Source organism: Flavobacterium alkalisoli (assembly GCF_008000935.1).
Taxonomy (GTDB): domain Bacteria; phylum Bacteroidota; class Bacteroidia; order Flavobacteriales; family Flavobacteriaceae; genus Flavobacterium; species Flavobacterium alkalisoli.
Map to the genome: position 1 here is coordinate 1,891,430 of NZ_CP042831.1, position 26,172 is coordinate 1,917,601.

General features: G+C 37.1%; 36 protein-coding genes. 6 read left to right on the forward strand and 30 right to left on the reverse strand.

The features are described 5' to 3' along the window. Nucleotide 1: 1 nt before the first annotated feature. The 16 genes from FUA48_RS08580 to FUA48_RS08655 form a co-directional block, all read right to left on the reverse strand. Nucleotides 2–478 (reverse strand): M23 family metallopeptidase, encoded by a 477-nt coding sequence (locus FUA48_RS08580; protein WP_147583144.1) that lies wholly within the window; start codon nucleotides 476–478, stop codon nucleotides 2–4. Next, entirely contained in the window at nucleotides 439–1,032 is a 594-nt protein-coding gene (locus tag FUA48_RS08585; RefSeq protein ID WP_147583145.1) for a hypothetical protein, read from the reverse strand. Before FUA48_RS08585 ends, FUA48_RS08580 begins: the two co-directional genes overlap by 40 nt. A gap of 2 nt (nucleotides 1,033–1,034) precedes the next feature. Continuing rightward, a complete protein-coding gene (locus tag FUA48_RS08590) occupies nucleotides 1,035–1,286 on the reverse strand; it encodes a hypothetical protein (RefSeq protein WP_147583146.1) in 252 nt (83 codons plus the stop codon). A gap of 20 nt (nucleotides 1,287–1,306) precedes the next feature. Beyond that, nucleotides 1,307–2,923, reverse strand: a complete 1,617-nt coding sequence (locus FUA48_RS08595) for a hypothetical protein (protein ID WP_147583147.1) — start codon at nucleotides 2,921–2,923, stop codon at nucleotides 1,307–1,309. Continuing rightward, nucleotides 2,920–3,468, reverse strand: coding sequence for a hypothetical protein (locus tag FUA48_RS08600; protein WP_147583148.1), 549 nt, complete (start codon nucleotides 3,466–3,468; stop codon nucleotides 2,920–2,922). Before FUA48_RS08600 ends, FUA48_RS08595 begins: the two co-directional genes overlap by 4 nt. Further along, nucleotides 3,468–3,935, reverse strand: a complete 468-nt coding sequence (locus FUA48_RS08605) for a hypothetical protein (protein ID WP_147583149.1) — start codon at nucleotides 3,933–3,935, stop codon at nucleotides 3,468–3,470. Before FUA48_RS08605 ends, FUA48_RS08600 begins: the two co-directional genes overlap by 1 nt. A gap of 4 nt (nucleotides 3,936–3,939) precedes the next feature. After that, nucleotides 3,940–4,362, reverse strand: coding sequence for an annexin (locus FUA48_RS08610; RefSeq protein ID WP_147583150.1), 423 nt, complete (start codon nucleotides 4,360–4,362; stop codon nucleotides 3,940–3,942). A gap of 2 nt (nucleotides 4,363–4,364) precedes the next feature. Beyond that, entirely contained in the window at nucleotides 4,365–4,850 is a 486-nt protein-coding gene (locus FUA48_RS08615) for a hypothetical protein (protein ID WP_147583151.1), read from the reverse strand. A gap of 15 nt (nucleotides 4,851–4,865) precedes the next feature. After that, the gene (locus FUA48_RS08620; protein ID WP_147583152.1) at nucleotides 4,866–5,093 is read right to left on the reverse strand and encodes a hypothetical protein; all 228 of its coding nucleotides are present in this window, start codon (nucleotides 5,091–5,093) and stop codon (nucleotides 4,866–4,868) included. Continuing rightward, the gene (locus FUA48_RS08625) at nucleotides 5,080–5,904 is read right to left on the reverse strand and encodes a hypothetical protein (RefSeq protein ID WP_147583153.1); all 825 of its coding nucleotides are present in this window, start codon (nucleotides 5,902–5,904) and stop codon (nucleotides 5,080–5,082) included. Before FUA48_RS08625 ends, FUA48_RS08620 begins: the two co-directional genes overlap by 14 nt. Before the next feature lie 4 nt (nucleotides 5,905–5,908). Beyond that, complete coding sequence (locus FUA48_RS08630; RefSeq protein WP_147583154.1) at nucleotides 5,909–6,193, reverse strand: hypothetical protein; 285 nt, start codon at nucleotides 6,191–6,193, stop codon at nucleotides 5,909–5,911. A 2-nt stretch (nucleotides 6,194–6,195) separates the two neighbouring features. Next, nucleotides 6,196–6,567, reverse strand: coding sequence for a hypothetical protein (locus tag FUA48_RS08635; RefSeq protein ID WP_147583155.1), 372 nt, complete (start codon nucleotides 6,565–6,567; stop codon nucleotides 6,196–6,198). Between the two features lie 80 nt (nucleotides 6,568–6,647). Next, nucleotides 6,648–7,127, reverse strand: a complete 480-nt coding sequence (locus FUA48_RS08640) for a hypothetical protein (RefSeq protein ID WP_147583156.1) — start codon at nucleotides 7,125–7,127, stop codon at nucleotides 6,648–6,650. Between the two features lie 169 nt (nucleotides 7,128–7,296). Further along, complete coding sequence (locus FUA48_RS08645; RefSeq protein WP_147583157.1) at nucleotides 7,297–7,836, reverse strand: hypothetical protein; 540 nt, start codon at nucleotides 7,834–7,836, stop codon at nucleotides 7,297–7,299. Between the two features lie 24 nt (nucleotides 7,837–7,860). Next, nucleotides 7,861–8,856: a hypothetical protein gene (locus FUA48_RS08650; RefSeq protein ID WP_147583158.1), complete on the reverse strand. Its 996-nt coding sequence runs from the start codon at nucleotides 8,854–8,856 to the stop codon at nucleotides 7,861–7,863. Then, entirely contained in the window at nucleotides 8,856–10,343 is a 1,488-nt protein-coding gene (locus FUA48_RS08655) for a hypothetical protein (protein WP_147583159.1), read from the reverse strand. Before FUA48_RS08655 ends, FUA48_RS08650 begins: the two co-directional genes overlap by 1 nt. Before the next feature lie 204 nt (nucleotides 10,344–10,547). Between FUA48_RS08655 and FUA48_RS18585 the strand changes: the two genes are divergently transcribed. Next, complete coding sequence (locus FUA48_RS18585; RefSeq protein WP_262712751.1) at nucleotides 10,548–10,673, forward strand: hypothetical protein; 126 nt, start codon at nucleotides 10,548–10,550, stop codon at nucleotides 10,671–10,673. Between the two features lie 377 nt (nucleotides 10,674–11,050). On the opposite strand, the gene FUA48_RS08660 is transcribed toward FUA48_RS18585, so the two are convergent. The 13 genes from FUA48_RS08660 to FUA48_RS08715 form a co-directional block, all read right to left on the reverse strand. Next, nucleotides 11,051–11,743: a hypothetical protein gene (locus FUA48_RS08660; protein ID WP_147583160.1), complete on the reverse strand. Its 693-nt coding sequence runs from the start codon at nucleotides 11,741–11,743 to the stop codon at nucleotides 11,051–11,053. Between the two features lie 18 nt (nucleotides 11,744–11,761). Beyond that, nucleotides 11,762–12,550 carry a hypothetical protein gene (locus tag FUA48_RS08665; protein WP_147583161.1) on the reverse strand — a complete coding sequence of 263 codons (789 nt, stop codon included), beginning with the start codon at nucleotides 12,548–12,550 and terminating at the stop codon, nucleotides 11,762–11,764. 1,040 nt (nucleotides 12,551–13,590) lie between these two features. Then, nucleotides 13,591–13,824, reverse strand: a complete 234-nt coding sequence (locus tag FUA48_RS08670; RefSeq protein WP_147583162.1) for a hypothetical protein — start codon at nucleotides 13,822–13,824, stop codon at nucleotides 13,591–13,593. Between the two features lie 2 nt (nucleotides 13,825–13,826). Beyond that, nucleotides 13,827–14,099: an ASCH/PUA domain-containing protein gene (locus FUA48_RS08675; RefSeq protein WP_147583163.1), complete on the reverse strand. Its 273-nt coding sequence runs from the start codon at nucleotides 14,097–14,099 to the stop codon at nucleotides 13,827–13,829. A gap of 3 nt (nucleotides 14,100–14,102) precedes the next feature. Next, nucleotides 14,103–14,255: a hypothetical protein gene (locus FUA48_RS18340; protein WP_168196956.1), complete on the reverse strand. Its 153-nt coding sequence runs from the start codon at nucleotides 14,253–14,255 to the stop codon at nucleotides 14,103–14,105. 15 nt (nucleotides 14,256–14,270) lie between these two features. Beyond that, entirely contained in the window at nucleotides 14,271–14,513 is a 243-nt protein-coding gene (locus FUA48_RS08680) for a hypothetical protein (protein WP_147583164.1), read from the reverse strand. Between the two features lie 11 nt (nucleotides 14,514–14,524). Beyond that, nucleotides 14,525–14,764, reverse strand: a complete 240-nt coding sequence (locus tag FUA48_RS08685) for a hypothetical protein (protein ID WP_147583165.1) — start codon at nucleotides 14,762–14,764, stop codon at nucleotides 14,525–14,527. Between the two features lie 2 nt (nucleotides 14,765–14,766). After that, nucleotides 14,767–17,637, reverse strand: coding sequence for a primase-helicase family protein (locus FUA48_RS08690; RefSeq protein ID WP_147583166.1), 2,871 nt, complete (start codon nucleotides 17,635–17,637; stop codon nucleotides 14,767–14,769). After that, nucleotides 17,637–17,864: a hypothetical protein gene (locus FUA48_RS08695; protein ID WP_147583167.1), complete on the reverse strand. Its 228-nt coding sequence runs from the start codon at nucleotides 17,862–17,864 to the stop codon at nucleotides 17,637–17,639. Before FUA48_RS08695 ends, FUA48_RS08690 begins: the two co-directional genes overlap by 1 nt. A 5-nt stretch (nucleotides 17,865–17,869) precedes the next feature. Next, nucleotides 17,870–18,226 carry a hypothetical protein gene (locus FUA48_RS08700; protein WP_147583168.1) on the reverse strand — a complete coding sequence of 119 codons (357 nt, stop codon included), beginning with the start codon at nucleotides 18,224–18,226 and terminating at the stop codon, nucleotides 17,870–17,872. A 1-nt stretch (nucleotide 18,227) separates the two neighbouring features. Further along, nucleotides 18,228–18,485 (reverse strand): hypothetical protein, encoded by a 258-nt coding sequence (locus FUA48_RS08705; RefSeq protein WP_147583169.1) that lies wholly within the window; start codon nucleotides 18,483–18,485, stop codon nucleotides 18,228–18,230. 7 nt (nucleotides 18,486–18,492) lie between these two features. Beyond that, a complete protein-coding gene (locus tag FUA48_RS08710) occupies nucleotides 18,493–18,909 on the reverse strand; it encodes a hypothetical protein (RefSeq protein ID WP_147583170.1) in 417 nt (138 codons plus the stop codon). Nucleotides 18,910–19,079: 170 nt separating this feature from the next. Further along, entirely contained in the window at nucleotides 19,080–19,280 is a 201-nt protein-coding gene (locus FUA48_RS08715; RefSeq protein ID WP_147583171.1) for a hypothetical protein, read from the reverse strand. Between the two features lie 494 nt (nucleotides 19,281–19,774). Between FUA48_RS08715 and FUA48_RS08720 the strand changes: the two genes are divergently transcribed. The 4 genes from FUA48_RS08720 to FUA48_RS08735 all read left to right on the forward strand — a co-directional run bounded on the left by FUA48_RS08720 (nucleotide 19,775) and on the right by FUA48_RS08735 (nucleotide 25,307). Continuing rightward, nucleotides 19,775–20,455: a S24 family peptidase gene (locus FUA48_RS08720; protein ID WP_147583172.1), complete on the forward strand. Its 681-nt coding sequence runs from the start codon at nucleotides 19,775–19,777 to the stop codon at nucleotides 20,453–20,455. Nucleotides 20,456–20,528: 73 nt separating this feature from the next. Next, nucleotides 20,529–21,101, forward strand: a complete 573-nt coding sequence (locus FUA48_RS08725; protein ID WP_147583173.1) for a hypothetical protein — start codon at nucleotides 20,529–20,531, stop codon at nucleotides 21,099–21,101. A gap of 5 nt (nucleotides 21,102–21,106) precedes the next feature. Next, entirely contained in the window at nucleotides 21,107–21,421 is a 315-nt protein-coding gene (locus tag FUA48_RS08730) for a hypothetical protein (protein WP_147583174.1), read from the forward strand. A gap of 832 nt (nucleotides 21,422–22,253) precedes the next feature. After that, complete coding sequence (locus FUA48_RS08735; protein WP_147583175.1) at nucleotides 22,254–25,307, forward strand: Ig-like domain-containing protein; 3,054 nt, start codon at nucleotides 22,254–22,256, stop codon at nucleotides 25,305–25,307. Between the two features lie 103 nt (nucleotides 25,308–25,410). Here the strand turns inward: FUA48_RS08735 and FUA48_RS08740 are convergent, their stop codons facing one another. Next, nucleotides 25,411–25,659: a hypothetical protein gene (locus FUA48_RS08740; RefSeq protein ID WP_147583176.1), complete on the reverse strand. Its 249-nt coding sequence runs from the start codon at nucleotides 25,657–25,659 to the stop codon at nucleotides 25,411–25,413. 232 nt (nucleotides 25,660–25,891) lie between these two features. On the opposite strand from FUA48_RS08740, the gene FUA48_RS08745 reads away from it, so the two are divergent. Continuing rightward, entirely contained in the window at nucleotides 25,892–26,152 is a 261-nt protein-coding gene (locus FUA48_RS08745; protein ID WP_147583177.1) for a hypothetical protein, read from the forward strand. Nucleotides 26,153–26,172 lie beyond the last annotated feature (20 nt).

Here is a 26,172-nt window from a genome sequence, read left to right on the forward strand (position 1 = left end):
ACTAAAACAAGGTTGTAGGGTCTATTAATTTTCCCAGTGCATTGCGTACTTCAATATGTACGTGGTTAATCATTGATGCACCATGTTTGGCACTTATATTTTGAGCTACCGCAATTTTACTTCCTGCCATTACAACTGAACCAACAGGAACGGCAGGAGCTATGTAAAATATTTTGACGGTGTATTGTTCGTTTTCTATCTCCAGTCTCTTATAACTCATATCTGAGGCATAGGGATAAGCAATTCGGTTTACCTTCCCTGTAATAGGTGAAAGTATATCCTGCCCGGGTGTTGCTATAATATCAATTCCCTGATGTGTACGTGTACCTCTAGGTGCGCCAAAATGCCCGCATCCTAACGGGTCGCAGCCTCTAAGCTGCTGGTTTGGCGTTAATGCGGCAAAAGCTTTGTTTCCTTTCATAAGTAATGCTATTAAGGCTATACCGCCCCCGATGTAAAGAATTTTTTTGTACCCCATGATTTTACCCGGTTAAAAATTGTAAAGACTATTAACAGGGCTGCAGCCCAACCTAAATAAGCACTGTAACGCCAAAAAGCAGGAATAACCTTTATAATTACAGGCTTTACCACTTCGCTTTCTTCGCTTTTAAACTGCTCTCTATTGGTTTCTGTATTGCTGTCCTGAGTTTCGGCCATCTTAGCCAGTAAGTCAATTGTTTTGCTATGCTCGTTATATAGAAGCTGGTATTTGTTGTTTCCCGATTCTATTACCCTGTTTACCGTCACCAGCATTTCACGCATACGGGCATTACAAATACTGTCGCATTCGTCATTACCTGTATTTAAATCAGGGATATATATGCTGGTTTTGTCGTTGATCTCCCTGTTTACTTTGGTAAGTTTTTTAATCTCCAGTAAAAGGCTGTCGATGTTCGTTTTATTTTCGGTTTGTACTACAACTTTTTGCGGCCTTTTAAAAGCACCGCAACCAATAGGTAAAACAGAAATGGCAAGCATCAATAAAATGAAGCTGAACCAATAGAACAGGGGATGTGTAATTAATTTTTTCATAGTTAAGCTGCTTTACAGTTTCTACATTGGTTTTTGTGTTGTTCCAGTTCTGTCCGAAGTCTTAAAACTTCTTTTTTCAAATCTTCAACTTCTGCGCGGTTATCGGCTATAAAGTCGCGGTAAGCTTTTTGAAGTTCCTGTATTGCGTTGGTTTCTGTAATTTGTACCTGAGCATTACGAGATTTCCATGCTATTATAAAACCAGTAATAGTAGTGCCGCCCAGTAGTAAGTTTAAAATTTCAGGTAAGGACATATAATTGAGTTTTGGGGTTATTAAGTAATCGCTTTCCAGCTTCCGGGAGTTCCGGCCGCAGTGCATATCCAGGCAAATACACCTGAAGCTAAATCTTTATTATAAACTATATCACCCTCCTCAAAAGTTCCAATTGTTGGGATAGCATTTAGAGACATTTTTTTTGTTTCAGTAATAATCGGGATGGTTTGGTTATAGTTTTTATTATGTTTTATTGAAGCTTTTGCAAATATTATTGAGCCTGAATTAGCTGATGCAATTCTGATTTTAATATATCTAACATCATCACTTTTAAGTACTCCGATATTTGCAGTTGATCTGTTTGAGGATGTTATATAATTATTGCTTACAAGACTCCATTGTAAAAAGGTTGACGAAATAATATCGTTTGTTGGTTCTTCAATTATCTGATTTTTAGACGAGTCGTATAATGTGACAGTCATTCTAAACAAAGAAATGTCGGAGACAAAAGAAAATCCGAAAGGATTGATCCCGCAAGGAACTAAGCCTGTTTCTAAAAAAACAAATGAAGCAGGGATTGAAATATTATCTGAATTAATAGTTACACCTTGTAAATTAAAGTTTTTAGACTTGCAGTTTATTTCGTGTATTATTCTTTCTTCTAAAGTTAAATCAAGCTGATTGTTTACTGAATTGTTTGTGCCATTATCCGTAAATGCAGGGGTGTTAGATTCTCTTAATATAGCACCTTTTAAACCTGAATAGCTTTTGAATAACTGGTTGTCAAAAGTAGCTTCGTCAAAAGTTATGCTGTTGGCACCCTCAAAACGACAATCATAAAAAATATTTGAAAAACCTTTCTTTATGTGGATAGTGCTATTTTCAAAAGATGGTTTATGAAAGATATTATGATTATGAGGGTAATTTCCATCTACAATTAAAGTGGTTAACCTCCCAACCCAAAATATATTCTCATTTATCCACCCTATGGTTGATGCTAAAGGCTCACTAAACAATTCGAGATCATCAACATACCCAATATTAATCCTATTGTAAGCACACGATGCTATCAAAGAATTGTCCCCGTCAGCATATATTAGTAATTTTTTAGCTCTATTTATTTTTAAATCAATGTTTTTAGCCCCCTGTAATTGAATAGTGGCATTATTTACAAGATTAAAAGAAATTTCACAAGGAGTGGTTACAGCTGAGCGATATCCTATAATAAATTTTGAAGTTAGCTCACCTGTTAAAGTTCCTTCAAACTTTATGCTACGCACCTGAAAGGCATCTATTTCACCTGTAAAATATAGTATCTTCCCTAATTTAAGAAATAATGTTCCTCCGTTATTCAGACAATAGCTGATAGCTTTTAATAACGCTTCTCTGTCGTCTGTTACACCGTCACACTTAGCTCCAAACCATTGAACATCAATCGTAGGTGAAGGGGTTAAATCTCTTTGCCAAAAACCCGAACCCATTCCAATTGCATCAAACACAACTCCGTCGTCTTTAACTAAACCTGTAACATAATTAAATATGCCGCCTTGAACAGTATCCTGTACATATACAATTTTATTACTCCCTTTATAATTTTTTAACTGAGTAATAGTATCAACAATAGACACCCCTTTAAGTGCATTGAAATAATCAACTCCTGTACCTATTCCGTTCATCGTGATTTGTGTTTATTATAAAGTTTGTAGGCAATTATTACTGCTAAGACAATGGCAAGCAGGATAATTAAGCCTTTACTGTTACTTTTTTTTTTTAAAGTGATGCCAAGTATTGCAATGGCGTCATTATAATCTTTATCGGTAATCAGGTCAGCGTAAAGCTGCCCGTTTTCTGCTACCGCGATAATCTTACATAGAGAGATAAGCGTTTCCTGGCTTAAATCAATCTGAATATTTGGAGAAATGCCAATCGCGTTAGCAACCATAGTAATATATGCGGCCGTATTATTCTCAAATGCTGGAGAAAGCACGCTTATCAGTTTGCTTACGGTATTTGTTCCGCTGTTTACCTTACTGATAATGTTACGCATCATAGCACGAAGGCCATAGCGTAACTCGGTAAACTGTTCAAATTTTCCGTCGGTATTCTGACTTACAGGAATTTTACCCTGCCAGGCTATACTTGTAATCACAAGATTAGCGGGATTATTGTTTCTCAATCCGCGAGGGTAAGCATCCTTATTTAAAAAACTGGTGTAAGGCATTATACAGTTACGGTTTTTACAGGGCGTGCCTGTGGTTTTGTATTCGTTTTTGGTTTAGCTGCCGGAAGGCTTTTAACCGGGGCAGTAGCCGCTTGTTTCTTTTGGTCATTCTTTTGTATGGCATAGGCTGCTATTGCTACTAAGGCGATAGTACCTAATGCTATATATAAACCAGCGTTGGTGGGTTTGGTTCTTGTAAAATTGATCACGGATGAATCCAAAGCGTATAGGGTTATTTTAGGGTAGGGAACATCTTTAGCCGCGAACTTTAATTCTTTATAGCCGGGGCTGGATATCCTGATTAATGAATTTTCACCAAGTGGCAGGAAAATAAAATCGCCAGTATCAGCATCGGACAAAACACTGGCTATCTGTTCTCCCTTATTGTTTAATTCTTCAATTAGGGCGGACTGGTAAATGGGGTAGCCGTCATCGCCGACTATTTTCCCGATGATCTTGTACGGCATAATTTTATAGTTGATTATATTTTAAACTCAGTGCGTAATAATCATCACTTGACAACTCGGTTTTAAGCCATACATTCAATGGCTCTAGCGGTAGGGGGCTAAATGGGTTTACTCTTATCTGATTACCCAAAAACTTATTATAGCTGCGTTTGCCAAACTTTTGAAACACCTGGTCAAACTGTGATGCGTTTACATTCTTTAAAGCTGCGAATATGGCCTGTTCATCTGTACCGCTTTCCTTCATGGCATCATAAAGCTTTTCGGCTACTTTACCCGCATCAAAAATGGCTGTGCTAGTACCGCCTGTAATTGGGTCGATAATGGCACCGGAAGAATCGGTTTTCTTTTTAACCACATAATACAGTACCACACCTGCGGCGATTACTCCGGCAGCTATTAAGACTGTTTTTTTAGTTTTTGCATCCATGATTAAAAGGCTACGGGTATTAGTAATGATATTTTCGAACGGTCTAGCTGACTTGTAAACTGATTATTCAGCCACTCGGTTAAGGTCATTTCGTTGCCTATTGTCGGCTTTCTTTTACCAAAGGCATTGTACACCTTTACCCAAGCATTATAATTGATGCCGGATAAAGCCTCCAGCACGGTTTCAAGGTCTGCGCCCCATCCGTACATGGCATTGTATAATGCGTCGGCTTTTGCGTTTGCAACGGCTTCAGAAATGTTGGAAGGCTCGTAATTTGGATTTGTGGCCAATGAAACAAACCTGTTTTTATAAAGGTTATAAGCAACATAACCGCCAACGCCAACAACTAAGGCTACAGCAACGATTTTAACCACTGTAAAAGTGGTATCAATTGCGCCTGTTACGGCTTTTTGTCCCGCGGGCGATGAAGCGACGGTAGCAAGAACCGCGGGATTACTCAAGCCTTTTTTTGTTTTGGTTACTGCCATTGCAATAGTGTTTTTTTATGTGAACATTGCCTTTAACATAAGCCACTTATCTTTTAGGGCTTTTAAGGCTTTTGGACTTTTTATAATTTGCTCGATTCTTTCCTGATCGTCCATTTCTAAACGGGCAAAGGCTTCGAGGTTTTCTTTTTTCTTTTTCAGGTCAAAGGGATTCCCCGCTTTGATTTGAAAGGTGATAGTGACTTCATTCGTCATTGTATTGGTGGGTTGGTTATTCTGTGCCATGTGTGTTAGCTTGATGTTTTTGAATTAGTGTAAATAGTTCGTTTGCAAATTCTTGGTTGTTTAACATCCCGTGTAAAACAGAATATAGATTTTGCGCAATTGTCTCGCTTTGCTGAGTTATGGCAGTAATAAGAGCCTGTTTATACTCTCCTAAACCTTCAGTAGTCACAGCAGCGTTAAGCCCTTCGGGTGCTGCTGCACCTTTTGCCATCATAGAAGCGGCTAGGGGAGCAAGGGCAGTAACTAAGGAGTTAATCATTTCCTTATTGCCTGAAGCCTTCGTTTCAGAAAATTCATTCTTGATAGCTTCAATTTTCCTTTCTGAAAGTTCATCTTTAAGCCTTTCAACTTCAGTTCGTAGTCTGTCTCTTTCTGCCTTTACTTCCGGGTAATCCTGATAGCGGTAAGCCATATCCATATTTAAACCACCCATTAACCCCGAAAAAGGATTTTGCGGGGCTGGGTAGTTATTGGCAGGGGGATTATAAGAAGGCATGGGCGTTGCCTGGGTTATCGGTTCTGCCTGAGTAGGTTTAAAGGTTATTGTTATCGGTGCGCCATCATCTTTCCAACTGTTGCCGTTACGTCTGCGTAACTGGATAGCAACGGTACTGTAGTTTTGAGAAAGCCAGTTAAAGTAATCTTCGACTGTGCCTTTTTCCTGAGCCATTGCTTCACCTGTTTTGCTGTTGCAAATAGGTTTAAAGCCAACGGCATCGGTAATCGTAACAGCAAAAGTCTGGGCTTTTCCAGTTGATGCTATGGCACCGTTTTTTAGTTTTTGAATTATGTCTAAAACTTCTTGCTTCATCGTCTTAACATTTTTTGATTAATCTGTAATCTAGTATGGCATTCTTGCTAGTGCCATTAAACTTTACAACAAGTGTAACATCACAGGCTGTCCCGTCGCCAGGTATATTGAATGAACCATAAGGCACGCCAATTTCAGTATTGAAAGCGGGTACTTTTCGGGACACATCATTAACCGTAACTGTAAGATCATCTGCACCATAATTGGCAAGCGTTAAACTGGTAACACCTTCTAAAATGATTTTATCATCGTTGGTTATAAGCTGGGAGTTAAAGCCTGATTTGTTCATGATTAACAGTTGTTATCTTTTGTAAAGTCGTTTTCGTACACCAACACTAATTGTGCGGTAAAGTTTTCGGTAAAGTTGTCTGTAGCAATCACACTAAACGTATAAGATTTACCTGTAGACTCCAGGAATAGAGGTACTAAGCCTTCCCTATATCCAGCCTCACGGCTTCTTAAATGGTTAATGTGGACTAACGGAATGATTTCTTCGCCGTCGTCAGTCTTAAAGCTCGCCTGAATAGTGCCGGTATTAGCAGCGTTGTTATGATACACCGCACAACCTATGATTAAACCTGCTCTAGGTCTAATTGTAGCTGTAGCCGACGCGCTGCCACTGGCGATACTTAGGTTAACTCTTTCTATAAGTGGTTTTGACATGGAGTTTATGAGTTTAAAAAAAGCCAAAAGCACTGCCTTTGGCTTTTCTGATTAACAATCTATCTAACTAACACAAACTATTATTTGTCAGCCTCTACAAACTCGACACAATCAAGCTCTAGACGGTATGCCTGATCAGCAGCAGCTGCTCCGGCAAGAAGTGCCTGTATTTTGAATGATACATCTTCTCTGATGAAGAATGGAACTACAGTTTGAAATTCATCTTCAGTCGGGATACTTGCGTTATACTTGCAGAATGGTCCGATTGGATTCTCAAATAGATTTCCTGAACCGTCCTGAGAGATAACAAGCTCACCATTTTTGAAGTTAGCAGGCGCAGCAGAAAGCCATGTAGCAGTTTTTACAGCTACCGAGGCAGTTGTGTCAAACAAAATGCGTACACCTGTAACTAGCAGGTTACGGCCTTTGTTTAATTTGTTACCGCCGTCAAAGTTGGTAATACCTATCTCTTTATTTGTTTTCTGTTCGATCAGCTGACCGTCAGAAGGTAGAGAGGCGGCTAGACCAGCAAGGTACATTACCTTACGTCTTACTTTCATTTTTGCGCCATTTATAGAGGTCACTGAAACTCCATTCCCTTGCTGGGCGTTAGGGATAAATGCTACAGCATCTTTTACAGTTAATTTTTCCATTTGTATTGGGATTTAAAATTGTTTGACTTATTTGATTTTAGTGAATTTTTCTTTTTTGGGATTTTTGGGAGGCTATTTATATAGCCGGACTTACCGCTAACGGGTCAGGTAAAGCAAAAAGGTCAAGTGCCGAATTACCTAAACCTCTCTCTGCACTCATATCAAGATTGTAGCGAGGTGATAAAGCCATTGGGATAACTGAACCCATACCCATAGTATCAGTACAAGGGCAACCTAATCCGGCTACACGCGCTAAGAATTTCTTAGGAGCTGTAGTTGCAGCAGCTTCAGGGGTTACTCCGCTACGCTTCGCAAGGGTTGCAATAGCTTCAAGGGTTTGTATAGCAGCCATACCGATTAAAGTGCCTTTTGCCGCACTCGTTATGCTGTCGTTTCCTTCAAGAAAAACCGCGCCTGCTCCGGTTGCCGCGATAAGCAAAGCACGCTTAACAAGGGCTGCGTTTTCCTGTTTTTTCTGTTCTGCGGTATCTTCTGTTGCTGCCGGACTGTGAATAAGCCCGAAAACACCTTTAGAAACCGCACCACCTACGATTACACCACCAGTTAAGGCGGCTGTGTCTGTCACTTTTTTAGCTGATGGCTTCTTTAGTTTCATTTATTTTAAAATTTAAGATTCGTACTATTTTTTACTTTTTTTACTACCTCTAGCCCTGCTTATACCATACACTAGCGCACCACCTGCAACCCACCAAAGCCAGTTGGGTACTTTTTTAGTTTCATTTGCTGCGGTTGTTGCCGGAGTGTTGTCGGTAGTTGTTGTACCTCCGGTATTGGTTGTAGTGGTATTACCAGTATTTACAGGCTGTACTTTTACAGGTTCGGTTATTACTTTGCCAGGTACGTTAGTAACTAAATCGGTACCGCCTCCTATTGGCTTTGTAGGTTTAGTGCCTGAGCCAGCAAGTACATAGTTTTCACCCGTTACCGATGTTATGGCACTGCTACTAAACAGCGGCATAAAATTGTACTGGTTCATTGGGAAGGATACCTGCTTAGTTGTAAGATTCAGGTTTTTACTTTTAAGCCCTTCGGTAATAGCTAATACTATTAGGCTAAACGCCTGATAAATTACATAGCTTCTTTGCTTTAATGCATTATCTGAAAGTCCGGGTGTTTTTGTAACGTCAGGGTTATAATGATCCTGTATAGCGTTAATCTTATTCAGTACTGCATTAATACCCGTTAGCATTGCATTGGTGTCGGTTAATGCCAATGCATTTACAACTTCCAGAGTTAGGTTCTCTGCATACGGTTTAAAAACGGCTAACCACTGTTCTAATATTTGCTTTTCAGATTCCGTTAGCTCAGTACCTATATAATTGCCTTCGCTGTCAAACACACGAGCATTAAGTCCCCATTCTGTAAATCTCGTCTCAATTACTTGTGCAGCTAATTCAGTAAGTGAGTCTATTTCGTCGGCTATAGCCCTTCCAACAAAAGGTATTGACCTAACACGACCTGCAATAGCACCGCCAACGTATCGTACTGCACCTGCTATCCAATCACCTATTGGTGGTGTCCAGCCAAATATCCTTAACCCTAATCCTTGTACATTTGCCATTGCAATTGCAGGAAGGTTTCTTTCTACAGTTTTATTTTGTTGTACTAAATTCATTATTTCGAGGTTGTTGTTTTAGATTGAGATTTTGCCGGAGTAGCTTTACCAGCAGGTTTGTCTTTCATGCCACTAAAGATGTAAGCTACACCACCAGCAAAAAGTAAGAAACCAAAAACACCACCCATGCTGGCCATTTTTACATTATTTCCAGTATAGGTAATTGTGCCGTCGTTGTTTTTGCCTGAGCCTGTGCTGATTCCTGAGCCTGAACTTGTGCCAGTTCCCGAGCCTGAGTTAGAAGGGGTAAAGGCTGCAACAACTTTGTTGATGCCTCCTAAAAATTCCTGAATATTGAAGTTTGATTGGTTTTCGGGTTCACCAATATATGGAGTGATAACAAATTGTTTTACGCTTGTAGTACCTGCTTTAGGTGAAATCTTTGTAACTATAGTGGCCTGTGTTGTTTCAATACTGCTGTTTTTATCGAATTTCATTTCGATATCGAACGTATTGTTAGGCACTTGTATCACGCTGGTTTGAATATCGAAATAGTATTGCAACCATTGAAGGAAGCCAGTATATACAATGTTGTAGTAGTATTCGCCTGCCGATTTGTACAGGTCAACCGCATTTTTAGAACATCTGCTTTTCCAGTCACCACTTGCCTTAACAGCACTATGGCTTTTCATTTGTGCGGCAACCCTTAATAGCTTATTTATTTTTGTAAAAATGTCGCTTCCATTATTTACAGCAAGGTTAACATCGTCTATCATTTTTTCAAATGCCGGAACAATGTTAGCAAGAGCCGCGTAAAAATCATCGGTATCAAGAGAACCACCAATACAGCTAGGCGACCAGCCACCTGAAAACAAACCTTTGATGTTATTTAGCGAAAGGTGTTTTGATAGTTCGGAATACGAAATTCCCAATCCTTGTTGGTAATTTCGCTGTGCAAAGCTGCCGTTTAATCCGTAATGCTGCATACTCATATCTAAATCGCTTGTTTCTGTGTATAATGATTCGTTCATCGTGTCAACCGTGCCGTCTATCACGTAATAGCCTTTTTTCAATGTCCCTTTTTCTTGGTCAGTCGGAACTATTACGTACACGTGTGTCCATAATTGAGGCAAATAACCGGGTTGCTTTATTTTTCTTATGTAGTGCTTAATGCCTAAACAGGTAAGGATGCAGCTTGCAATAATTGAATAGCTTTTACAGTCTATCCCTTTAAACCTGTCGTACCACCAAGCATAGGAAGGCGAGCGTAAAAGCTGGGTTTCATCATCTGCCTTATATTGAAAATGGTCATAGCACCATTCATGGATACTTTTACACGTTAATTGCAATGAACTTTTTTTCAGTAACGGTGCGACTTTTTCCATCTGAAAGGCATATTTGTTAACCATTTTTGCCATTTCGTTTACAGAAAAGTCGGTCATGCCGTCGCCTAAATAGGTTGTTTTACCTTCCGATTTTGGGATTAGCCTATCATATTGCTTACCGCTTAGTACTTTTCTGTTTAATAGGAAATCAAATTCGCTCATGTGTTACTGAAATACATTGCAAAGATTTGATTTATAGATTTTTGAGTGCGGAAAGTTGCGGGAAGATGTGGCAGGATGTCGGAAGATGTCGGAAGATGCCGAACGTTGCAACTCTTTTGAGGGCAGAGGGTTGCAATAGATGTTCAGTTTGATTGCAAAAATTGCTATATTAGTGTTTAATAACCTTTTACACACCTTATAACCATGAAAGAAGAGAGGAAGAATATTAAAGTTGTTCGTGTTCTTCGAGATTCTAAAACAGGCAAAATTATTATTGAAGATTATAATAAAAAGCGAAATGAACCAGGCGACTCTGAGAAAAAAAAATAAACAAAACACTGAACCCACCTTATATAGTTATTTTACCGACATGATTAAATGGATTTATTATCACCTTACTGTAGACTTATTTTATAAAACCCAACTAGCGTTAATTGATATTGGAGAAATAGAAGGAAAAGAAGCGGTTATTTTTAAAGAGTTATCAATTGAGCAGTTTCTCTGTAAAATGGATGATAACTATCTGCTGTACTTAAAAAATGTGAGTACGGGACCCGAAATGCAAAAGGAGTACAGATTATTAAAAGCTTTATATAGGGAATGTAAGAGATACAGAAATGATATTTTACGGAATCTATAAAGTATATAGAAAAAGGGAGCTGCCTATTTAGGCAACCCCCTTTTAACAAGTTAAAAAAAAGTAGTATCTAGGTTTTTATTGTACTAAAGTTTCTATATGCCTGGAAAATAAATCCCAAAGTAAATATTATCAACAAAGCTCTTACCGGATAAGCATTTTCGACAAAAAACGCCGAAAGAATAAAAGCAGCTCCTGTAGCAATTACCCTGTTTCGATAATCATATAATGATAGTTTACCGTCACTTAGCTTTATCATTAAGAGAGAAAAGAAGCTTACCATCCCAATGAAAAATACAAGGCTGTTATTTTCATTATCCTGTTCCCAAACTGAAGTTACAATTAACCCAACTGATATAAGCATTCCCAGAAGGACGTTTGCTAAATTAACTTCCGATTTCAGTATGTATTTTTTTGATTGCCCATAAATTGAAACATCAAAATTTTGGAATTTGTTTTCGTCTAAAAACATACCAGTTAAACATTTTCTTTTTAGAATGTCATAATACATTATCGGAAATTTGTCCCTAAAGTCCATATATACTCCTAAGTATAAATTCGTTTGTCCTTTTGGTACTTCAATTTTTGAACGAAGGAAGTCAAGCTTTATGATAATAAATTCTACCTCATTATCTAAAGTAACCTGATGGTGTTCATTATGCATAATTTTGGTAAGCACTTTTCCTTTATCATCGCAAATTTTTATTCTTCTTGCGTGATACCAATTATAAGGCAGCACTAATTTAATATCTAAGCTTCTCATGATAAAAATGTTTTTATGTTAGCTTGCCATTATTGAAGAAACAGCTGCACATCCTACTAAAGCTACAAGGCCTCCCCAGCCACCAAAAACGCTGGCTGCCGCAACAGCACCACTTTGAATACCAGCCAAAGCACCTGCTGTATCTGCACCTGCTATACGTACAATTTTACTTTCATTACGTAAAGCTTGTTGAGTTTGAGACAGATTAGGGTTTCCCGGTTCTTCATACCAAAAATAATGTGATCCGCTTGCTATTGATCCGGTTTGAAGGAATGCCTTTTGTAGAGAACTGTCCATTTGGCTGTCGTTTTGTACCTGGCTTTCAAAAGAGGCTATAGCATTATAATAAGTAGACACATCGCCTTCGTTGTCATCTATTTTATTCATTAGATCAACGGCATAAGTATATTGTTCGTAAGTACTGATCTTATCAACATACATGTCGTTAAAAATAGAATTTATCTTAGCTATATCTGCACCTGCATTTACAACTTCAAAAAGTTTCTCTCTGAAAACCGGATCCTGATCTAAAACCTGAGTTAATGTTATAGGAGATCCTGATGCTTTTAATTCGTCGTCAACAAAAGCCACTACCGCATCGAAATCAGTTATAGCGCCATTTGCATCTTTGTATGCTTCATATTTACGAACAATGTCATTATGAAGTTCTCCCGGATCAACATCGCTACCATCGGTGCTTTTAGTAATTAAGTTTCCTGAACTTTTTTCAGGTGTAGAAGACTCATCTGAACAAGAAGTAAAAGAGATTAATAAAAAAAGGCTAAAAAATGAAAATAAATTTTTCATAATAATAAAGTAATTTAGTTGGTGCCTACTTTCAGTATTTAAGGTCTCTGTTTCAGCATTTCAGACCATACTTTCATATTGTCTGAATCCTAAATTAAGGATATACTAGTTTTTATAGTACATGTATATTTCATAGTGTAAGGCGTGTTATTTTTTCAAAACTATCGAAATAATAGACATTGAAAGTTAATGTCATGTTAATGTTACTCCTATAAATGTTAAAAGCTCAAATAATGATAACTTTTTTATAGGAAAAATCATATTTATTTAATATTTGGTTGATTTATTTGAATTATGTTTAAAGAATATGACAAATACTGATAATCTTCAGCATAAGTCATTAATCGAGCTTATTTTGTACTAAGGATCAAGGTTATATTTAAAAAAGCCCCCCAAAGTCAATCTTGAGAGGCTTTTGAAAAAGAAAAACTAATATTTTAAGTAAACCCCTCATGCAAATAAACCACACCTTACCTTAATTTACTTTGCCGCCTTTCGGCTGAGGGGTTATAATTAATTTTTTAGTAGGGAGGAATTAATGAAATCCTCCGACAATTAAAAACTTCTCACGGTATTTTAATAGCGGTTGCCACAGTCGGAGGACATAAAGTCTTTTGTGGCGAATTTCCGTATTACCGATACCGTGAGAAGTTGCAAATATACAGAATCATCAATCATCAATCAAAATTTAAAATGAACAAATGTCAAAAAAATAGCAGTAAAAACGATCATCTGTTAGCCTTATACAGTTCCAAATTAAGCATGGTAAGTTGGCGGTTGATGCATATAGAGAAGTTCGATCTCTTGAATTTGTAGAGAATTGAGGCACAAAAAATGCAAGCTTTGATCACACTTTGAGGATATGTAAAATGTGCCTCAATTACTTTGTAAAGATATTCAATAGCAATGAATTAAGAAAGAAAATTATATGCAAAAAGCTTTTTTAAAGAAAATTTAACTACTACATTCTTGCAATTTGCTTGACATTTTACGCTTGTTACCTAATCGGGTTAGTATCATAATCACAATGTTTGCAATAGTTATTTTGAGTGAAAATTAATTTTAAGACCTCTTCTCAGTTTGAAGGTGTATTGCTGCGCCGTGCCTTCCGAAACTGTCTTAAAATGCTTTATTTTAAGTTCTTCACCTACAAGGGCAGAATATTTGCCTGCGCCAACCAATGTTGTAGTATTTTGGTTGGTATCAGTAACACGTATTACAAAGTGTTTATTGATATAGGCGCGCTCACGATTATTTGACTTTAGTGCTGGCATAATTATATTTTTTCAATACCTAAAACAACATATCCATCTTTAAGTCCATATTCCTTACCTTTTACTATGTAGGTTATTCTGCGATGAACGAAACTTCCTGTATATCTATCTTCTTTTGGGTCTTCAGGATCCCAATAGTCTTTTGGCTCAAACTCTTCTAAGAGTAATTCATCATCTATTTGAAAGTGTCTGTCATTCTTTCTTATCTCAAAATTCTTTCTGCCATCTTTTACGGCATTAAAATGAGTTGGTAATGTTTTTAATTTATGTAACATATCTTATCCTTTTAATTTCCATATTTCAGATAACACCGCACCTGCTATTAAGCATATAGCCGCACCAGCTATTAACTGTATTCCTCCAATGATGAAAGCGGCAGCAAATGCCACTGTTACCATTCCAACTGTAACTAAAATTTTAGCTTGTTTCATATCGTAAGGTTTTGGTTAAAATACTTTTGGTTTTTCGTAGCCTTTTGGCGCACCATAAGTGGCAACGAACTCCATAAATTCTATATGTAGTAGCTGGCTAACTCGCGGCCTGTAGTTTTTTGGCAGGTTGCGGGTGGCAACTATAATTGTGTTGATGTTGTCGAGTATAAATCGTTCGGTCATTTGGTCGATATACATTTCTACCAGTTCACCTTTTTTTACAGAAAATGGCAGGGGCTTTAAATTTGTGTTTTCCATGTTCAGTGTGGTTAAGAAGGGTTATTGCGGTTATAAATCTCTTGGTACAGTTGTCTTATTTTATCCCAAACAGAAACTTCATCTTTAATGGGCTTATCTCTGTAAACTCCATCGCCTTTTTTGACTTTTCCTCTATTGCAAACCTCTATTTTATAGTTACCCGAATTAACTGCGGTAAGAGGTACAGGGTAGATAAAGACAAAATTGTCATTGCACCATTTAGCGTATTTATGAAATTCCTTTGCATCCATAATTAGAAGGGTAAATCTTCAGTATCTACTTTTTTAGGTAATTCAGCCTCTTTAGCTTCAATAGTTTCTACATCAACAGTTGCATTATCTGTCTTTATATAGTAATGCTCCAGTACCTGGCGTTTGCCTTGTTGATCTTCATACGGTTTTTTAATTGTACCGTCACTGCCTAATAATTCTTTCGGGTTAAGTATCCAGCCATTAAACTTACAGAAGGCATCCAGCGCATTTTTCTGTTTTTGCACGCTCATAACTCTGCCGGAAACAAAGGCTTTGTATTCGTCCTGAATTTCTTTGCGGGGAATAAAGGTGTTAAGCTTATCATCACAGAAATAGCTTTTAGCCCATTCGTAAAAATTGTCGCCCATAAGCTGCATAAGGTTACGTTTCTTAACATTGCCTTCCGGTGCCTCATGGCGTTCGCTGCTGCTTAAATAGAATTGCAAACACTGTATGCAGAAGTTATAAAACAGATTGAAATCATTATGGCTAAAATTTTCATCAAACATTCGCTTCCCGCCAAAATCGTCAACTATCTGCCTGCGCTCCTGATACTCGTCGGTTAGTTCGTGGTAATAGTCACTAAATACCATCAATTGCAATCGTCTGATAGTTGAAGGGTCTAAAGTGGTAGGTACAAAGTTTGTTGTAATGGTTAGTTTAGGCGACTGCTTAAACGGAATCTCAAAGGCTTTACCGTGCTTCGGGTTAACTCTCAATGTACCTGTAAGTATAGAGAAGAAGAAACCGAAATTTAATGTGTAATGAGCATCATCAAGAAAAATAACATCTGTATCCTCGTCTATACCATCATAAATAAACTGGTTACGCAATAAGTCCTGATTACGGCCTTCTAAATAGAAATAGTTTTTAAAGTATTCCAGTATCTTAGAAACTCCAAATGATTTTCCCGAGCCTCCGTGGCTTTCGCTGGCCACTTCAGGTAATTTATTATCCATAATATACACACACCACGGCTTTGCATCATCTTTATATGAATGCAACAGGTAGCCTATTGTATAAATCTTATTGATTAAATGCAGTTTTTGCTCGTGTATGGAATCGGGGTCAAGATTAGCCCCGGCGATATTAAAACGGTTATCGTTATAGTACTTCTCTTTTGCCTCTTTGCTCTTATCCTTAAACGGCTCTTCCAACTCATTACGCCAATGCACACGCGAGCCGTTAATAAGGTAGTTTAAGAACATATTCTCTTTTTCCAGTACTTCAATATCCCAATCGCCGGAAGCATCTTTTTGTATCTTGAATTGCGGGTCGGTTAATTTTATATTGTGTTTTAGAACCTTATTCTGCCAAACATAGTTGGTAATTTTTGTAGGGTGTACTTCTTCTATACCTTCAGCAGTAATGCGCACGGTTTTGTTATTGAAATAGAATAACTGATCGCTTACACCCGCGATTTTAAAATTAAGTTCTTTACTAGGTAGGGATTGCAAACCTTTTTCATTTAGAAACTGGCTACTTATAACCATGTTAAGCACTTCAAGCGAAATATGATTCTCTTTAAGCCAATCCTGTACAAAGCTTTTAATTTCAGGGGTTGTAACCTCACGGACAACATTACCATCTATCTTGATGAAAATAAAGGTATTTTGTCCCTTTTGTTGGTTACGGTGCTGAAGCTTGTACATATAGAAACCCTGATGCTCCAAGAAGTAAAGAAGGGATACATAGTTATATTTATAGGCACCCGTTTTTTTGTTCCATTTCCACCATTTAAACTCCAGTGCATGGGTTATTAGCTTTTCTAATGCACCTTTTGTTTTTTCTAGTCCTAAATGTTTGTAATTGCCTATCCAGTCTCTAAAGTCTTTTTTATTGGTTTCAAGTAGTTTTTTAGGTAGCCAAATGGTTTTTAGGTCAAGGAATTGCAAACCCAGTTTTACAGCCATTTTAACGCCTGTAGTATCAATATCCGGCAGGTAATAAACCTGTTTGCATATTTCTTTTAACTGTCGGTATTCTTCAAAATCCAGTTGCTCTGATTCACTGTTTAACCAAACAACATCATAACCAAGCGATGCAATATTAAGACTGTCTGAACCTCCTGAGCCAACAATAATGCAAGGCAGTAAAACCTCGTCTAATTGTTCTTTTGCTTCTTTTGCTGCGCTACTTTGACTATCGCCATAGGCTTTTACAACATTCCTTAATCGCTGTATTTCTTTAAGGTCTACCTGGCTAAAAACCCTGTCCCAACCGTAAATATGCCTTTGTGGTTTTTCGCCCAGGAAACGAAAACGGTAAGCCTTATCATTCTTTGGCTCGTATATCTTTACAAATTTCTCTTCTTTAAAAGCGTAAATAGGATATTCAGCGGTTGCAGTAACAGTATTAAGTAACTTGGTTTTGGTTTGTTTTCCGTTAACATCGCGTTTATAAGAAACGTACTGATAGCTTTTTACACTATAGAAATTATACTCTTTACAAGTATCATCTGTAAGGAAAGGTGCAAACAATTCGGCTTGCTGTATAGTATCGAAATACTCAATCTCATAAAAGCCAGTTTCTAAGTCAGTATTTTTATGCTCACGCAATGGCTTAAACTGTTGTAATGTTTTAGCCTCCAGTCCAAAGAACTGGTACAGGAATTTCATAGCGGGAAGGAACTCCAAATTTTCTTCCTGCATACAAAGGTCAATACAATTTAAACCGTTATCACCCGAGCCGAAATCTTTAATGTACCAAACACCCTCTTTGCAAAACAGGTGCGTACTTCCGGTGCGTTCGTCACGGATTTTAAAGCCTTTGTTTTTATCTTCAAAACCAACTGACTGCGGGTACACACTGTGAAAGTATTCTAACCCGCCATTGGTTTTGTCGAAAAGGTATGTTTTATCGTATTGCAACATTAGTTAACAGCTATAGGGTGGAAAACTTCAATATTTCTTACATCCTGTACTATCTTTTCATCATTGGCCATAATGGCGTTAATTTCGCCTAGTAACTGATTGTAAATTGATAAAAGTGTTTTCTTTTCCTGCGGGGTAAAGCCTTCGGCAATTTCAAGTACTTCAATTTGCCTTTCAAGCTGTTTTTTGTACTCCGGTAGCTGGGTTATATAGATAAGTGCTTTCATAGTGGTTATTGTTGTGTTTGTTGTATTTCTCTTTGAAGTCTTGCAATGGTTCTTTCAATATTGATTATTCTAGGCTTGATGCATTTATCAATTTGTATATCAAGCTGATTTCCATCACTTACAGTAGGGTACCAAAACCCTTCCAATGGGGGGAGGTTTAATCCTGAATCTTGCATCAATTCATTTATAAGTATATTTCCAGTAGTACGATTTTTATTTACATCAAGCCAAAAACAAAAGCCTAGACGTATACTGAGTTTTCTACAGCGTGTCAATAAGGTTTCGTACGTTTTACAGTCTAATACACTCTTGTAATCTTCAAGCATCCTCTTAAGAATCTTTATTATATCCCGCTTTTCCATACTATTTGTTTTTAATGATTTTCGATTTCTTAATCTTTAAAAGCTTCAGCCTTTTTTGTTCGGAAGCAAGCAGGTTTAGAATATGGCTTTCAACCGTTTCATTTTTGCGGCCACCTACAATATTCTGAATACTGGAAGCTGAGTACGGTTCGCCTTTTTGATTATACACACCATTTTTATTAAGGTATTCTATAATCTTGCCGCTGTACTGCTTGCCAAGTGTGGTAACTATCTTTTTTTTAAGTGCTGCGTTAATCATTGGGTCGTTATTTACATTCTATAAAAGTGAACCTTCTTTTTGTAGACGGGTCAAGCTCTAACAGTTCTGCTGGTGATGGAGGAGGAGTGGTGTTAAGAATCACTATTATCTGCTTAAACATATAATCGTAAGCAGGTTTATTTTGTGGCTCAACAAGGAATACACCAGTAACTTTTGAAGCTACAGCATACAGGTGTTGCAATGTTTTTAAACCAGTAATAATCAAATAATCCTTATCTTCTATTTCATTAAGTATAAAATGATTATTAAAAAGCTTACGGGTCTCCAAACTGTTTAAATACAATACCTTTTCAGGTTTCGTACTGTATTTTGCTAACTCTTTAGCTTTGGCTATCGCTTTTTTATGGTCGTTGCCATATAACACAATGCCTTTATTATAATCCGTTCCTGGTATATTTTCCATCTTTACGTTATTATGTATTGAATGCAGTAATTGTAATTGTCTATAAGTTCTTTTATATCGGTATTTTCAAGGGGGGGGTAGCGTCAAACGGCACAAAAATCGTTTTGTCCGTGGGGGAGTAGTGGTACAGGCTTTTAATCTTTTGGTGCAGCCTGTACCGTCTGTTTTGCTTAGGAGTTGCCATTGTAGAAAATGTCCTTTAGTTCCTTTTCTACTGGTGTTACATCTTCCATCAAATTGTTATACAATTCAGGCTCATTTTCCTTAATACATGGTTCGCACCAAAAAATCCCGTTAACACCTGGCTCGTTTATTCTTTGCAATGGTCTATCAAAAACAGATACACCACATTTTTCGCATTTACCTGCCATAATCCTATATGTTAGTTTATAAATATGTTACAAGCTGTTGTATTGCAATAGTTTAGCTTTTTGTTTTGCTATTGCGTTTTTAAAAACTTCGACTTGTAGTCGGGTGTAGTTTGGTAATTCAGGAAGGAGTATAAATTCTGCTAAAAGCAGCTGTGCAATGGTTTTGCAATTCCTGATAATTGTTCTGATTTCGTGCGGTGTGTACATTGTTAAAAGGTTTTTAATGATTACACAAAATTTTTAGTAACAAATAATTACTTGTTAAATAATGGCACAATCATTGGTTAGTACACTGCGGGCGTTGCAATGGGATTACCTCTCATTGTGAATTATTTTTTTGCTTATCTCGAAATGTTAAAAAACCTTTCGGGGCACACGATTTTTTTATTATACTTGTTGTTGGCTTTTTGTGTGCTTTTCGTTGGCTTTTTGTGCGTTTTCGATATAGCAAATATACAAACAAGATTGAAACATACAAACATATTTGAATAAATATGACAAATATTTACAACCGTTTATTGCAATTATCTGAAAATAAAGGGTTTAAGTCTGTTAATGAATTTGCTATTAAAGGCTTGAATTATACATCTTCAGAGAAATTAAACAGGCTTAAGAAAGAAAATGCCAAGCCTAGTTTTGATATTCTTGAAGATATTTCAAACAAGTTTGAAGATGTTAACCTAAACTGGTTTATTACCGGAGAAGGTAAAATGTTGAAGATTTACGAGCAAAACGACGAAAAGACACAAGTAAATGAACAATCAACTGAATACGTAACCGGCAAATCCTTACCACTTATACCGGTTAGTGCAATGGCAGGATTTGGCACAATAGATCAAACAATATTGGAAAGAGATTGCGAACGTTTTGTAGTCCCAAATTTTAAAACCGCCGATTTTGTTATTACAGTAAGCGGAAACTCTATGCAGCCTAAATACAACAGTGGGGACGTTGTGGCCTGCAAGAAATTAAATATTAACGATGTGTTTTTCCAGTGGGGTAAAGTATATGTATTAGATACGGACCAGGGAGCACTTTTAAAAAGAATAAGAAAAGGAAAAGACGACGATCATATTCTAGTGGTTAGTGATAACCCGGAGTACGATCCGTTTGATTTACATAAAAGCAAGCTTAACGCGATTGCAATTGTTACGGGCGTTATACGATTAGTTTAAAGGCAGGAAATACTTAGTTCGATTAGAATACACACCACGACAAAGTATTTAATAACCTTTAATAAGTAATCACATGAAGAAAATTTTTACTCTAGCGGCTATTGTTGCAACCGCTTTCACATTTGCTCAGGATAACGATGCTTCGGGCAAATACAACAACCTTTCATTAAACTTTATGGCTTCAGAACCGCATCAGGGCGGTTTAAGTTATGAAACTAATTTCTTAACCAGCAAGCATGGCAGCGAAGGCAGAACCAACGTGCTTAACTTATCTGTTGGAACGATGTCTTATGATGTAGAGTTTCTTTCTATAGACGGTACCGGATTTGTTGCAGAACTGGGAGGTCGTCAGTACTATGGTAAAAACAAAGCAGAATTTAAAGGCCTTTACTCGTCAAACTATCTTTCGTATGGTAACATCAGCTTTGATGAAGATACCATGTTTGGTAAGTTCGACGGTACGTACAGTTATTTCTCATTCTTCAGCCCGGAGATAGGTTACAAGTTTGCGTTTGGCAATTTCACACTTGATCCGTTTGTAGGTGCTATCTGGAAAATTGAAATAAAAGGTCAGGGAGATGTAGACAACGTAAACGTTGACGAATGGGCTTTTAGAGGCGGACTTAAGCTAGGTTATAAATTTTAATCTAGATGAATCCACTAAAATATATACACGGAAAGAATACTTCGTATTATCCAACAGAAGAAGTTATTTATAGTGAAGATATTTTATTTAAAGATTCACTTTGTGTTTATTGGTTTAGAAATATCCATGATGATAATATTACTATTTGTGGCTTAAATTATTATAATAATGAAGGAGGCAACAAAAGTTTTAAGAATTGTAAAGTAACACCTTCGGCAGTAAGTGTATTTAAAAATCTCAGTGAAGATGGTGTGGGATTAATGATGGAAGATATAAAGAATACAGAAGAGCATTATTTTAAAATTGACGATAAGTGTTAATTGTTTATATTTTTTTTATAAACAGTATATATAAAAATAAACAATAATATAAACAGTAAAACACTTGTATTTTCTGCCTTTCGCCTTTTGTTTACAAAGTTTATACTTTATTTTAAAAACTATAGAGGGTTAGGGAGGGAAAAAGGGCAAAGCCCGAGCATAGAGCAAAAAAAGCTCCCTGCGGGGTTAAAAGAATAAGGTGTAAGGACAATACTTCAAAGAGCTATTTGCTGGGCGCAAATACCTTCTTTGTGCGTTGTCCTTACGGGTTTTTTATTTATCGCACTCCGTGCGATAAGTTTAGAATGCTAATAAAATGAAGGTGCGGCCTGTGTCAAAATTGTGCCACATTTCTTTAAGAATTATAAATAGTGAAGTTTGTAAAGTATTGATATACAACATTGACGGTTTGCTAAGTAGACGAAAATAAAATCCCGTCTTCGCTACAAAATTTCTAAAAAGCTGTAAGAAAAACTCTTGCAGCTTTTTTTGTTTTTATACCTCTGTGATTTTTTAGTTTAAAGCAATTTTGAATCTTAAAAATGATTATTGTTTTTTACTTTTTATACCTCTTTTTATTTGTTTTTCATTTCAAATTTTTCACGCAGTAAAATATTACATATTTAACTCTTTGCTAAAGAGTTTTTTTCGTGTTATTTCTAAAAAAAAACATAAAAAAATAACAGGTTATTGCAACTTTGTTATTTAATTAACAAACGTATAATTCTTACATCTTTTAACAGATTAAACTGGTTATATTTGTTAAAGAGCCAGTATTTTTATGGCTTAAACATAAATTACGCTAATTAATTATCAACTAAATTTTTTTTCTATGAAGTTAAAATTACCTCGTTTTCTTTGTGCGCTGGTTCCTTTAATGTCGCTATCTGCGGCTGCTCAGGAGTACGTGCCTCTTACCGTAACATCGGGCTATAATGCAGACGTGGTTGCAAATGGTGCTGGTAGTGCTGCTTCATCTACCAGTATTCAGGTTGACAACGACAGTTTTGCTTTTTTAAGTACTGACTTTGTTTCGCCAAGTAATGCATCATATTCAGGAGCTTTGCCAGCTACAGGTTTAGTAAATTCAGCAGCTACTGCAGGATTAAGCTATCAGTTTGCTCCATTTAGCGGTAACAACTCTATGCGCATTCCTACTTCTGCTACCAGTTTAACAGCGGTTTTTTCTAATCAGGTAATGGCTAGTAAGCTTTATTTGCTTGGTACGTCAGGAAGTGGACAGTCAACAATATCAGTAACAGTTAATTTTACTGATGCGACTTCGCAAGTTTCTACAGGTTTAATACTGCCTGACTGGTTTAACAGTACATTGCAACCGGTAGCTGTATCTGGTTTTGGTAGGGTTAGTATTGCTACTAATGCTATTGAAACTCCAACTGGAAACCCAAGGCTTTATCAGTTAACAGTAAATATTGATGCTGCAAATCAGGGTAAGCTTATTGAAAGTGTTCAGGTAACTAAAACATCTACTGCTGCCAGTGTTGTAAACATTATGGCTTTTACTGCAGATGCTATTCCTTCTTGTCCGGCTCCAACTAATCTTACTTCTTCTTCTACGCCAGATAGCGGTACAGTATCATGGTCTCCTGCGCCGGTAGTGCCTTCAGGAGGATATGATTATTACATGTCTGCAACAAACACTCCTCCTACAGAGACTACCGAGGTTACTAATGTAGCTAATACTGTTAACTCGGTTACATTTGAAGATTTAACAGCAGGTACTACATATTATGTATGGGTGAGATCTAATTGTGGAACGGATGATTTAGGTAACTGGGTAATGACTACCGTTACTCCGGGACAATTAACTGTTGCTTATGACGGAGGTGTATCATCTACTGAGTATATGACAAATGCATCACCAACATCAGTTTCTACATGTCCTGCTTTAGTTTCTGTAGATGTGCCGGAAGGATACCAAGTTGCGTCTGTTAGCGTAGCTTATAGTATGACTTCTTTTGGAAGTACATGGAAATCAGATCAGGTTTCGAGAGTTAAATGTATTACTACAGGCTTAGCTGAATCACAGGTTTATGCAGGTGTAGGTAATACAGCAGGTACAATGTTATATAACAGAACAGGACTTAATATTGCGGCCGGTGCAACAGGTACGATTCAGTTTGAACTTGGTCCTTGGAGGACTTTTGGTTCTACTGGTTGCGGAACTACAAATGCTCAGCTTGATAGTTTTTCTGTAACAGTTACATATGAACCATTTGTATGTGATTTACCTGCGCCTGATGCTGATGATCAGATAGCGTGTGGAGGTATTGGATTTACTGTTTCTGATCTAATGGTTAGCGGTGCTGCAAATGTTGAATTCAATTGGTATGCCACTGAAGATGCTACTGAACCTTTAGATACTGAGACTCTTATCGAAGAAGATGGTACTTATTATGTTTCTCAATATATAGGAACTTGTGAGAGTGACAGAACAGCAGTAGCTGTAACTGTTAACTCTGTAAATCCTCCAACTGCAGATGCAGAACAAACAGTTTGTCCGGGATCTCTTATTGCAGATTTAACAGCTGAGGCTGAAACAGGAGGAGTTCTTTTATGGTTCTTAACAGCTGATGCTCCAAACCCTGTTGGTACAAATACCCCTCTTACTGAAGGTTCGTATTTTGTATGTCAGCAAAAAACAGGTTGCCGTAGCCCAAGAGTTGAGGTTGAGGTAGTATTTACAGATGTTCCGCTTCCAACTGTTGAAGATCAGGAAGTTTGCCAGGGTGCTACAATTGCCGATCTTGTTGTTGAGGGTGATGAAGGTGCAGCTATCCACTGGTATGCTACTGCTGATTCTCCTTTTGTTCTTAACGGAACTACAGTTTTACAGGAAGGTACTTATTTTGTGGCTCAGGCTCCGGAAAACTGTGGAGATAGCGACAGAGTAGAGGTCCAAATTACTTTTACAGAAATTCCTATGCCAACAGCATCTGCCAGCCAGTCTCTTTGTGAAGGTGCAACAGTGGGCGATTTAATGGCTCTTGCAGAAGGTGAAGGTATGCTAAACTGGTATGCTACAGCCGATGCTCCAAATCCGTTAGCTGAATCAACATTAATTCAGCCGGGATCTTATTTTGTTTCTTTTGAGCAGGAAGGTTGTGGAGAAAGTGACAGGGTTGAGGTTGTGGTAGACTTTAATGAGATTGCTGCTCCCGGAACTGAAACTAACCAATATTTTTGTGGTAGTGTAACTGTTGATGAATTATTCTCTGTTGCTCTTCCTGGTGCTCAGGTACAATGGTATGCTACAGAAGAGTCTGAAGAGCCAATTGCTATGGGTACTCAACTTGAGCCGGGAACGTATTTTGCAAGACAGGTAATTGCAGGATGTGTAAGTGCTGCAAACGATACTCATGTATTTATTAATGCTGTGCCGGATGCTCCAACAGGAGATGAAAACCAATCTTTTGCTGAAGGTTCTGTTGTGGAGTCTCTTGAGGTTACTGCTGCCGGAAACGGTACTTTAAATTACTATGTGATGGTAGAAGGTGAGATGGTAGCTGTAGAGCCGGGTGATGAACTAATGGATGATACAGTTTACTATGTTACGCAAACTGTAGAGGGTTGTGAAAGTGAGCCTCTTGAAGTTGAGGTTGCTATAACTTTAGGTGTAAGTGACTTTGCTGCTGCAGGTTTACAGGTTTATCCTAACCCTGTTGAAAGTATGCTAACTATTACTAGTAAAGAGTTTGTTTCTCAAATAACCATTACCAACCTGTTAGGTCAAAAAGTAATGGATGTTTCTGTAAATGCTAACAATACTGAGATAAATGTTTCTTCTCTGCCACAGGGTACTTATATCCTTCAGGTATATGGAGAAGAAGGAAAATCTTACTCTACTAAAATTATGAGAAAATAATTTTTTAATAATATATAATAAAAAGGGCGCTGTTAAGCGCCCTTTTGTTTTTTAAAGCCCTATAATACTAATTGGTTAAATTGCATACAGGGCTTTTATTGTATTACGAATGCTGTAGCTCCAGCTCGTTATAATTTTTGTTACTGTTAGTTTCAGGTATTTCCACATACTTTATTTTAAACATGGAGCGAATTATGACAGCCGTACATAAAATACTTATAATTAATACTGTTAGGTGAACAGCTTTAAAGATAAGATAGTTGGCTTCTCCTGTTTTGGTAAATTCTACAGAAAGGTTGTATCCTGAAATTGCCATCAGCACAACCGTTGGTATCAGCAATACTAGTTTCATACTATTTATTTTTTATTGATTTGTATACTGCAATTTCGCTCTTATAAATCATAATTTTAGCTAATCATTTACTAATTAATACTTAAAATTTATATTGTAACTAATTAGTTAACAGAATGATAAAAACATGTCTCGTTTTAAAGGGTAATAATGTAAATGTGCATTACGTTTGTATTAAAGTATGTGAGAAATGAAAAGTTGTGTAAAAGAATTTTGTAATTTTAGAACGAATATGAAGCTGAATGAGTACAAACAATTAAGTGATGAAAGGCAGTATGATATACTTTGGGATAAAGGTGTTTTAGTTGACGCCTGTATTGAAGGTAAAGTAAAAAAACTGCTATATGCCATAGACAATTTTTTTGTTGAACTATGGTGCGATTTGTTAACCAATAATGTGAGCTGGAAGCTCAGTTTTAAGCAAGGGCGGCTTTTAGAGAAATATCTTAACCGATATCCCCTGGAGTTTATTTACAATATAGAGAAGGAATAAAAAAAAGGCACTCATTGAGT

Excerpts from the sequence above, each read along its gene's own strand:
- FUA48_RS08580 (WP_147583144.1), bottom strand. The coding sequence starts at position 478 with ATGGGGTACAAAAAAATTCTTTACATCGGGGGCGGTATAGCCTTAATA.
- FUA48_RS08585 (WP_147583145.1), bottom strand. The coding sequence starts at position 1,032 with ATGAAAAAATTAATTACACATCCCCTGTTCTATTGGTTCAGCTTCATT.
- FUA48_RS08590 (WP_147583146.1), bottom strand. The coding sequence starts at position 1,286 with ATGTCCTTACCTGAAATTTTAAACTTACTACTGGGCGGCACTACTATT.
- FUA48_RS08595 (WP_147583147.1), bottom strand. The coding sequence starts at position 2,923 with ATGAACGGAATAGGTACAGGAGTTGATTATTTCAATGCACTTAAAGGG.
- FUA48_RS08600 (WP_147583148.1), bottom strand. The coding sequence starts at position 3,468 with ATGCCTTACACCAGTTTTTTAAATAAGGATGCTTACCCTCGCGGATTG.
- FUA48_RS08605 (WP_147583149.1), bottom strand. The coding sequence starts at position 3,935 with ATGCCGTACAAGATCATCGGGAAAATAGTCGGCGATGACGGCTACCCC.
- FUA48_RS08610 (WP_147583150.1), bottom strand. The coding sequence starts at position 4,362 with ATGGATGCAAAAACTAAAAAAACAGTCTTAATAGCTGCCGGAGTAATC.
- FUA48_RS08615 (WP_147583151.1), bottom strand. The coding sequence starts at position 4,850 with ATGGCAGTAACCAAAACAAAAAAAGGCTTGAGTAATCCCGCGGTTCTT.
- FUA48_RS08620 (WP_147583152.1), bottom strand. The coding sequence starts at position 5,093 with ATGGCACAGAATAACCAACCCACCAATACAATGACGAATGAAGTCACT.
- FUA48_RS08625 (WP_147583153.1), bottom strand. The coding sequence starts at position 5,904 with ATGAAGCAAGAAGTTTTAGACATAATTCAAAAACTAAAAAACGGTGCC.
- FUA48_RS08630 (WP_147583154.1), bottom strand. The coding sequence starts at position 6,193 with ATGAACAAATCAGGCTTTAACTCCCAGCTTATAACCAACGATGATAAA.
- FUA48_RS08635 (WP_147583155.1), bottom strand. The coding sequence starts at position 6,567 with ATGTCAAAACCACTTATAGAAAGAGTTAACCTAAGTATCGCCAGTGGC.
- FUA48_RS08640 (WP_147583156.1), bottom strand. The coding sequence starts at position 7,127 with ATGAAAGTAAGACGTAAGGTAATGTACCTTGCTGGTCTAGCCGCCTCT.
- FUA48_RS08645 (WP_147583157.1), bottom strand. The coding sequence starts at position 7,836 with ATGAAACTAAAGAAGCCATCAGCTAAAAAAGTGACAGACACAGCCGCC.
- FUA48_RS08650 (WP_147583158.1), bottom strand. The coding sequence starts at position 8,856 with ATGAATTTAGTACAACAAAATAAAACTGTAGAAAGAAACCTTCCTGCA.
- FUA48_RS08655 (WP_147583159.1), bottom strand. The coding sequence starts at position 10,343 with ATGAGCGAATTTGATTTCCTATTAAACAGAAAAGTACTAAGCGGTAAG.
- FUA48_RS18585 (WP_262712751.1), top strand. The coding sequence starts at position 10,548 with ATGAAAGAAGAGAGGAAGAATATTAAAGTTGTTCGTGTTCTTCGAGAT.
- FUA48_RS08660 (WP_147583160.1), bottom strand. The coding sequence starts at position 11,743 with ATGAGAAGCTTAGATATTAAATTAGTGCTGCCTTATAATTGGTATCAC.
- FUA48_RS08665 (WP_147583161.1), bottom strand. The coding sequence starts at position 12,550 with ATGAAAAATTTATTTTCATTTTTTAGCCTTTTTTTATTAATCTCTTTT.
- FUA48_RS08670 (WP_147583162.1), bottom strand. The coding sequence starts at position 13,824 with ATGCCAGCACTAAAGTCAAATAATCGTGAGCGCGCCTATATCAATAAA.
- FUA48_RS08675 (WP_147583163.1), bottom strand. The coding sequence starts at position 14,099 with ATGTTACATAAATTAAAAACATTACCAACTCATTTTAATGCCGTAAAA.
- FUA48_RS18340 (WP_168196956.1), bottom strand. The coding sequence starts at position 14,255 with ATGAAACAAGCTAAAATTTTAGTTACAGTTGGAATGGTAACAGTGGCA.
- FUA48_RS08680 (WP_147583164.1), bottom strand. The coding sequence starts at position 14,513 with ATGGAAAACACAAATTTAAAGCCCCTGCCATTTTCTGTAAAAAAAGGT.
- FUA48_RS08685 (WP_147583165.1), bottom strand. The coding sequence starts at position 14,764 with ATGGATGCAAAGGAATTTCATAAATACGCTAAATGGTGCAATGACAAT.
- FUA48_RS08690 (WP_147583166.1), bottom strand. The coding sequence starts at position 17,637 with ATGTTGCAATACGATAAAACATACCTTTTCGACAAAACCAATGGCGGG.
- FUA48_RS08695 (WP_147583167.1), bottom strand. The coding sequence starts at position 17,864 with ATGAAAGCACTTATCTATATAACCCAGCTACCGGAGTACAAAAAACAG.
- FUA48_RS08700 (WP_147583168.1), bottom strand. The coding sequence starts at position 18,226 with ATGGAAAAGCGGGATATAATAAAGATTCTTAAGAGGATGCTTGAAGAT.
- FUA48_RS08705 (WP_147583169.1), bottom strand. The coding sequence starts at position 18,485 with ATGATTAACGCAGCACTTAAAAAAAAGATAGTTACCACACTTGGCAAG.
- FUA48_RS08710 (WP_147583170.1), bottom strand. The coding sequence starts at position 18,909 with ATGGAAAATATACCAGGAACGGATTATAATAAAGGCATTGTGTTATAT.
- FUA48_RS08715 (WP_147583171.1), bottom strand. The coding sequence starts at position 19,280 with ATGGCAGGTAAATGCGAAAAATGTGGTGTATCTGTTTTTGATAGACCA.
- FUA48_RS08720 (WP_147583172.1), top strand. The coding sequence starts at position 19,775 with ATGACAAATATTTACAACCGTTTATTGCAATTATCTGAAAATAAAGGG.
- FUA48_RS08725 (WP_147583173.1), top strand. The coding sequence starts at position 20,529 with ATGAAGAAAATTTTTACTCTAGCGGCTATTGTTGCAACCGCTTTCACA.
- FUA48_RS08730 (WP_147583174.1), top strand. The coding sequence starts at position 21,107 with ATGAATCCACTAAAATATATACACGGAAAGAATACTTCGTATTATCCA.
- FUA48_RS08735 (WP_147583175.1), top strand. The coding sequence starts at position 22,254 with ATGAAGTTAAAATTACCTCGTTTTCTTTGTGCGCTGGTTCCTTTAATG.
- FUA48_RS08740 (WP_147583176.1), bottom strand. The coding sequence starts at position 25,659 with ATGAAACTAGTATTGCTGATACCAACGGTTGTGCTGATGGCAATTTCA.
- FUA48_RS08745 (WP_147583177.1), top strand. The coding sequence starts at position 25,892 with ATGAAGCTGAATGAGTACAAACAATTAAGTGATGAAAGGCAGTATGAT.